This window comes from Martelella sp. (assembly GCF_984369615.1).
On record NZ_CFHTCS010000216.1, the window covers coordinates 1 to 7,640 of the forward strand.

At 64.2% G+C, this 7,640-nt stretch carries 6 protein-coding genes; all 6 read left to right on the forward strand.

The features are described from left to right. The coding region (gene ftsZ / locus AC5DC2_RS15920) for a cell division protein FtsZ (RefSeq protein WP_491699181.1) at window positions 1-1,620 on the forward strand (1,620 nt) is incomplete at its 5' end. Window positions 1,621-1,889: 269 nt separating this feature from the next. Next, on the forward strand, window positions 1,890-2,828 hold the full coding sequence (gene lpxC / locus AC5DC2_RS15925) for a UDP-3-O-acyl-N-acetylglucosamine deacetylase (RefSeq protein WP_491699182.1): 939 nt from the start codon (window positions 1,890-1,892) through the stop codon (window positions 2,826-2,828). Window positions 2,829-3,077: 249 nt separating this feature from the next. Continuing rightward, complete coding sequence (locus tag AC5DC2_RS15930) at window positions 3,078-3,938, forward strand: outer membrane protein assembly factor BamD (protein ID WP_024708058.1); 861 nt, start codon at window positions 3,078-3,080, stop codon at window positions 3,936-3,938. Between the two features lie 30 nt (window positions 3,939-3,968). Then, complete coding sequence (gene recN, locus AC5DC2_RS15935) at window positions 3,969-5,645, forward strand: DNA repair protein RecN (RefSeq protein WP_491699183.1); 1,677 nt, start codon at window positions 3,969-3,971, stop codon at window positions 5,643-5,645. Window positions 5,646-5,731: 86 nt separating this feature from the next. Next, the gene (locus tag AC5DC2_RS15940; protein ID WP_491699184.1) at window positions 5,732-7,177 is read left to right on the forward strand and encodes a phospholipase D-like domain-containing protein; all 1,446 of its coding nucleotides are present in this window, start codon (window positions 5,732-5,734) and stop codon (window positions 7,175-7,177) included. A gap of 49 nt (window positions 7,178-7,226) precedes the next feature. After that, window positions 7,227-7,640: endonuclease/exonuclease/phosphatase family protein (locus AC5DC2_RS15945; RefSeq protein WP_491699185.1), on the forward strand; the 414-nt coding region annotated here is incomplete at its 3' end.

The following is a 7,640-nucleotide window of genomic DNA, read 5'->3' on the forward strand; positions in this document are numbered from 1 at the left end:
GAACTGAAGCCGCGCATCACCGTTTTCGGTGTCGGCGGCGGCGGCGGCAACGCCGTCAACAACATGATCACGGCCGGCCTCCAGGGAGTCGACTTCGTTGTCGCCAACACTGATGCCCAGGCGCTGACCATGACCAAGGCCGAACGGGTCATCCAGCTCGGCGTCGGCGTCACCGAAGGTCTCGGCGCGGGCTCCCAGCCGGAAGTCGGCCGGGCCGCTGCCGAAGAGTGCATCGATGAGATCATCGATCACCTCAACAACACCCATATGTGCTTCGTCACCGCCGGCATGGGCGGCGGAACCGGCACGGGCGCCGCGCCGATCGTGGCCCAGGCCGCCCGCAACAAGGGCATCCTCACCGTCGGCGTCGTCACCAAGCCGTTCCAGTTCGAAGGCCAGCGCCGCATGCGTCTTGCCGATGCGGGCATCGAGGAACTGCAGAAATCGGTCGACACGCTGATCGTCATTCCGAACCAGAACCTGTTCCGGATCGCCAATGACAAGACGACCTTCGCGGACGCCTTCGCCATGGCCGACCAGGTGCTCTATTCCGGCGTTGCCTGCATCACCGACCTGATGGTCAAGGAAGGCCTGATCAACCTCGACTTCGCCGACGTCCGTTCGGTGATGCGCGAGATGGGCCGCGCCATGATGGGCACGGGCGAGGCATCCGGCGAAGGCCGCGCCATGCAGGCCGCCGAAGCCGCGATCGCCAACCCGCTGCTCGACGAAACCTCGATGCGCGGGGCGCAGGGTCTCCTGATCTCGATCACCGGCGGTCGCGACCTGACGCTGTTCGAGGTCGACGAAGCCGCGACGCGTATCCGCGAAGAAGTCGATCCGGACGCCAACATCATCCTCGGCGCCACCTTCGACGAGGAACTGGAAGGCATCATCCGCGTCTCCGTCGTTGCCACCGGCATCGACCGGTCCATGGCCGAAGGCTATGAGGATGTCCCGGAGCCGCGCCGCGAGGCCCGTCCGGAAATCCGCAGCACCAATGGCGGCCAGAACAATGGCGGCCAGACCTTCAGCCAGGCGCCGCAGCAGGCTGCTCCGCAGCCGGCCCCGCAGCCGCGCGCGGTTGACCCGATCGCGGAGACCATCCGTTCGGCCGAAGCCGAAATGGAACGCGAGCTGCAGATGGCCGTCTCCCGCGCGCCACAGCAGAAGCCGCAGCAGCCGAGCGTGAACATGCAGCCGAAGAGCCAGATCTTCGCTGCCGAGCCGCAGCACCAGGCGCCGCGCCAGCAGGCCCCGAGCCAGCCGGCTCCGGCCCCGCAACAGGCTCCGCGCCAGCAGGCCGCCGAGCCGCGCCGCATGCCGGAAGTCGCCGACTTTCCGCCGGTGGTTCAGCCGGAAATGAGCGCCAGCCGTCGCCAGGAGCATGAAGAGCGCGGCCCGAAGGGCCTGTTCAAGCGCCTGTCGAACACGCTCGGCCGCGGCGATGAAAGCTTCGAGGGGCACCACGAGCAGCAGCCGGCGCCCCGCCAGCAGGCGCCACAGCAGCCTCAGCAAAACAATCCTTACGCGCCGCGTCGTGCTCAGGAGCAGCCCGCCGCCCGCCAGGATGACGATCAGTTCGATATTCCCGCCTTCCTGCGTCGCCAGGCGAACTGATCCGCCACGGTTCTGCCGCTTCCCGCATTAGGGAAGCGCTAACCGTTTTTTCGAAAACCTTCTCGCGAAGTGAGCCCGGTCGCCTCTGGCGGCCGGGTTTTTTCGCCTTTCGTAACATACGGAAAGAAACAGTGATTTGGATTCGGCGAGGCCAGTGCGTAATTACATGCCAAGCGCCTGAATCGGGCGCAGCGCGCATCTTTGCCGGTCCCCCGTCAGGGCATCGCAGCCAGGTATTTTTGAGTAGATTTTGAAATAAGGGCGTGACTATGTCGTCAGGATTTTTCGGTTTGCAGACAACGGTAGCCAAATCGGTCCGGATTTCGGGGATCGGTGTGCACTCGGGCAAGCCGGCGACGATCACGCTGCAGCCGGCGGAAGCCGATCACGGCATCGTTTTTGAGCGCTATGCCGGCGGCAGGCGCATATCCGCGTTCCAGGCCGTTTCCGACAATGTCGGGCCGACGGCGCTCTGCACCGTGCTTGGCGAGCATCCCGGCGAATGGATCGCGACGATCGAGCATGTGATGGCCGCGCTCTATGCCTTCGGCGTTGACAACCTTGTGGTTGCCGTCGAGGGCGGAGAAATGCCGATCATGGACGGCAGTTCGCGAGTTTTTGTCGAGGCTCTGGACGAGGCCGGCATCGTCACGCTTCCCGAAAAGCGCAGCTACCTCAAGGTGACCAAGACCGTGCGCGTGGAAAACGGCGCCGGCTGGGCCGAGTTCACGCCCTATGACGGCACGCGATTCGAGGTCGAGATCGATTTCGACACGCCGGTGATCGGCCGCCAGAAATGGGCCGGCGACATGAGCGCGGCGATCTTCCGCAAGGAACTGTCGGGCGCGCGGACCTTCGGTTTCATGCGCGATGTCGAGCCGATGTGGGCCCGCGGCTTCGCGCTCGGTTCCTCGCTGGAAAACTCGGTGGTGATCTCCGACGATAACCGCGTGATCAATCCCGAGGGCCTGCGCTATGAGCAGGAATTCGTGCGCCACAAGACGCTGGACGCCGTCGGCGACCTTGCGATGATGGGCATGCGCTTTGCCGGCAGTTTCCGGTCCTATCGCGGCGGTCACGCGCTGAACGCGGCAGCCGTGCGCAAGCTTTTCGAAACGCCCGGCGCCTGCGTCATCGTTTCTCCGCGCGGCGCCCTGCCGTTCCGGCTGCGCCAGGAAGACGTGGTTGCCGCCGGCCCGGTTTCCTGAACCGGAGCGGGTCGTTGCACATCAATGCCGGCGGCTCTTCGGAGCGCCGGCTTTTTCATGGCCGATGCTGACGGGGGTGCACCCAGAACGGGTTTTGGTTGACGCGCGACACACGTCAAGGCTGCGGCTCCTCCGCAGAAATTTATCGGATTTTCGGCGAGGTGAGATTGCTCTTGCCTGCGGGATATGCGTAAAACGTCCTTCGACTTTGAAATGCGATCCACAGACGCTGCAAATGAGGCTCGAAGAATGGCTGGTATCAAGAAGAAAACCAATGTCGGAGCGTTTCGCGCGGCCGCGCTTCCGGTTGCCATCGTTCTCAGTGCAAGCGTGTTGTTGGCCGGATGCTCCCGCGACAAGGACGTCGACATCACCACGCTGCAGTATGAGGCCGATCCGCCGCAGCAGCTTTATGACGAGGCGCTCGCCAATATCAACGCCGGCAAGGTCAGCGAGGCGCTGAGGAAACTCAAGTCCATCCAGGACCAGAACCCGCTGTCCGACTACGCTCGTCAGGCGCTGATCATGCAGACCTACCTGCAGTATCGATCGCGCAAATACGAGGCGGCCGTCACCTCGGGCAAGCGTTACCTGTCGCTCTATCCGAACTCCAAGGACGCGGCCTATGCCCAGTATCTGGTTGGCCTTTCCTATTCCAAGGAAATCGTCGACGTGACGCAGGACCAGGCGATCTCGGAACGGACGATCGAGGCGATGCAGAAGGTGATCGACAACTATCCGGACTCCGAATATGTGACCGACGCCCGCGCCAAGATCCGCTACGCCCGCGACCAGCTCGCCGGCAAGGACATGCAGGTCGGCCGTTATTATCTGGAGCGCAAGGACTATGTCGCCGCGATTTCCCGGTTCAATGCGGTCGTGAACAATTATTCCGATACCAACCAGATCGAGGAAGCGCTGGAGCGGCTGGTCGAGGCCTATTACGCCATGGGCGTGATCCCGGAAGCCCAGAATGCCGCCTGGGTTCTCGGCCACAACTATCCCGACAGCGTCTGGTACCAGCGTGCCTATAACCTGCTGAACAAGCAGGGGCTTGAGCCGAAATCGGCCGGGCGCGGCTCGTCTGTTTCCAGCGCGACACCCAGCTAACCCGCTTTTCGCCAGGGCGCGAACACAACAATGCTAGTCCAGCTTTCCATTCGAGACATCGTTTTGATCGAGCGGCTGGAACTTGATCTCGGCGGCGGTCTTTCGGTTCTGACAGGGGAGACCGGCGCCGGCAAATCCATCCTGCTCGACAGCCTTTCGCTCGCGCTCGGCGCGCGCGGCGACGGTTCGCTCGTGCGTCACGGCCAGGAGAGCGGTCAGGTGATCGCCGTGTTCGATGTGGGCATGGATCACCCCGTGCGCCTGCTCCTGCGCGACAATGATCTTGATGACGAAGGCGATCTGATCTTCCGGCGGATGCAGTCCGCCGACGGGCGCACCCGCGCCTTCATCAATGACCAGTCGGTGAGCGTTCAACTGATGCGGCAGGCCGGGCGGCTCCTCGTCGAAATCCATGGGCAGCATGACGAGCGCGCGCTGATCGACACGGACGGGCATCGTCGCCTTCTCGACGCTTTCGGCGGCCTTTCCGGCGACGTCGAGGCCGTGGCCGGGCTCCACCGCGTCTGGCGCGATGCCGAGCGGCGATTGAAGAAACACCGCGCCCAGATCGAGGAGGCCGAGCGCGAGGCCGATTTCCTGCGCGCATCGGTCGAGGAACTGCAGGCGCTCTCCCCGGTGGACGGCGAGGAGGACGAACTGGCCGAACGACGCGCGACGATGATGAAGTCGGAGCGGATCGCCGGCGATATTTCCGAGGCGCTCGAGTTCCTGAACGGCAATGCCTCGCCCGTGCCGATGATCGCCTCGCTGGTCCGCCGGCTGGAGCGCAAGTCGCACGAGGCGCCGGGCCTGCTCGAGAGCACGGTCAACCTGCTCGATTCGGCGCTTGAACAGCTTTCCAATGCGCAAATGGAGGTGGAGGCCGCGCTGGAGCGCGCCGCCTTCGATCCGCAGGAGCTTGAGCGCGTCGAGGAGCGGCTGTTTGCGCTCAGAGGCGCCGCGCGCAAATACAATGTGCCGGTGACCGAACTGCCCGCCCTTGCCGAACGCATGGTCGGTGATCTTGAGGAACTGGATGCGGGGGAGGCGCGGCTTCAGGCGCTCACCGCCGAGGCCGAGGCTGCGGAAAAGGCCTTTTTCGAGAAGGCGAAGGCGCTTTCCGCGAGTCGCAATATGGCCGCCGAGCAGCTTTCCGCCGCCGTCATGGCCGAATTGCCGGCGCTGAAGCTGGAGCGCGCGCGCTTTGCCGCGGTGGTCACAAGCGATGATGGCGGCGCCGGGCCCGAAGGCATCGACACGGTGTCCTTCGAGGTGCAGACCAATCCCGGAACGCGGCCGGGGCCGATCATGAAAGTGGCCTCCGGCGGCGAACTCTCCCGTTTCCTGCTTGCGCTCAAGGTGGCGCTTGCCGACAAGGGCTCCGCGCCGACGCTTGTGTTCGACGAAATCGACACCGGTGTGGGCGGCGCCGTTGCCGATGCGATCGGCCAACGCTTGCGTCGGTTGGCCGAAAATGTTCAGGTTCTCTCGGTCACGCACGCGCCGCAGGTGGCCGCGCGCGCCAAGGGGCATTATCTGATTTCCAAGTCCGGGAACGGCAAAGGCAAGGACGATACGGTGGCAACCCGTGTCGCGGTGATCGGGCCGGAGGAGCGCCAGGAGGAGATTGCCCGCATGCTGGCCGGCGCCAAGGTGACGGCGGAGGCGCGCGCCGCGGCAGCGAAGCTTCTTTCCGGTGACAGTTAGGAAATTCAGAGCTTGCTGATATAAGGTCAGCCCCGGCCATGCCGAGAAGGCGGGCAGAACGCGCCAAACCAACGGGATTGCCCTTGATGAACGTTTTTCTGGAACACTACTGGCCGCATATTCTGGCGGTGATCTCCTTTGTCCTCGGCGCGACGGCGGCGATCCACGCCACGATGACCAAGGATGAGGTGCGCGCCGCGATCGGCTGGGTCGGCGTGATCATGCTGTCGCCGATCCTGGGGGCCGCGATCTACGCCATTGCCGGCATCAACCGCATGCGCCGTCAGTCGGTTCGCGACAAGCGGCAGAGTGTTCCCGATGCCGTGGCGCACGAGGAGCAGAAGCACAGGATCGACCGCGAGCGCGTGGTGGCCGATCTCGGCCCGCGCATGGGCGGACAATGGATGCTGGGCAACACCGTGACCGGCATGCCTGCCACCGCCGGCAACAAGGTGCGCCTGCTGGAAACCGGCGACGAGGCCTATGCGGCCATGCTCGAGGCGATCGACAAGGCCGAGCGTTCGATCCTGCTGGAAACCTACATCTTCGACAGCGACGCGATCGGCCGGCGCTTCGTGGAGAGCCTCTCAAATGCGGTCAAGCGCGGCGTCGAGGTGCGTATCCTGGTGGATTCCATCGGCGCGCGTTATTCGCGCCCGCGCATCACCAAGCTTCTGCGCGCGCATGGCATCCGCGTTGCCACCTTCAACGGCGCGGTGCTGCTCAGGCTGCGACTGCCCTATGCCAATCTCCGGACCCACCGGAAAATTCTCGTCATTGACGGCGAGACCGTCTTTGCCGGAGGCATGAATATCCGCGCGGCCTTTACCGGTCCGAACGCCGCCCAGGATACGCATTTCATGCTGAAGGGGGCCGCCGTTGCCGACTATTTCACGGTTGCCGCCGCCGACTGGTATTTCGAAACGCACGAGGCGCTCGATGGCGAGGCCTGGAACATTGCCGAGACGTCGTCCGACGAAGGGCCGCTGATCGCCCGCGTCGTGCCCTCCGGTCCGGACCGGAACCTCTCCAACAACAACAACATGATCATGGGCGCGCTCTCGGTCGCCGAGGACCGGGTTCTGATCATGTCGCCCTATTTCCTGCCGGATCGCGACCTGGTTTCCGCCCTTGCCACGGCGGCGCGGCGCGGCGTGACGGTCGACATCGTCGTGCCGGGCCAGAACAATCTCGGCCTCGTCGACCGGGCGATGACGGCGCAGTTCGACGAAATCATCGAGAACGGCTGCCGGATCTGGCGCGACAACGGCCCCTTCAACCATTCCAAGCTGATGACGGTTGACGGAAAATGGTCCTATCTCGGCTCGTCCAACATGGACTCGCGCTCGCTCAGGCTGAATTTCGAGACGGACATGGAGGTCTTCGACATGGGCTTTGCCGGCGAGATCGAGGCGCGGATCGTTGCCGCGCGGGACCGTTCGACGGAAGTGACGCGCAAGGCCCTGAGGAGCCGTCCCTTCGTCTACCGCCTGCGCGACCGGATATTGTGGCTGGGCTTGCCGTATCTGTGATTGAGACCCAATATAGAAGGGTCAGACGAAAGTTCCTCAAAGTGAAGCGATGAGCCCGATCAAATCTCCCCTTGCCAATGCCGTGCTGCGCTCCTTCCGCGAAAACGGAAAGCGGCCCGATGCCGCCGTGCCCGTAAAAGGGGACGGCCTCAAGGTCGCGACCTATAATGTCCATAAATGCGTCGGCGTCGACGGACGCTTCGACCCCGACCGGATATTCGAGGTCATCCGCGAGATCAGTCCTGACCTGATCGCCCTGCAGGAGGCCGATACGCGCTTCGGCGAGCGCACCGGCCTGCTTGACCTGAAACGGATCGAGGCTGAAACCGGGCTGGTGGCCGTGCCTGTGGAGGCGAGCGCGCGCGCCCATGGCTGGCACGGCAATGTGCTTCTGTTCCGCGATGGCGCAGTGCGCGACATCCACCGCGAGAAACTGCCGGGGCTGGAGCCGCGCGGCGCGCTG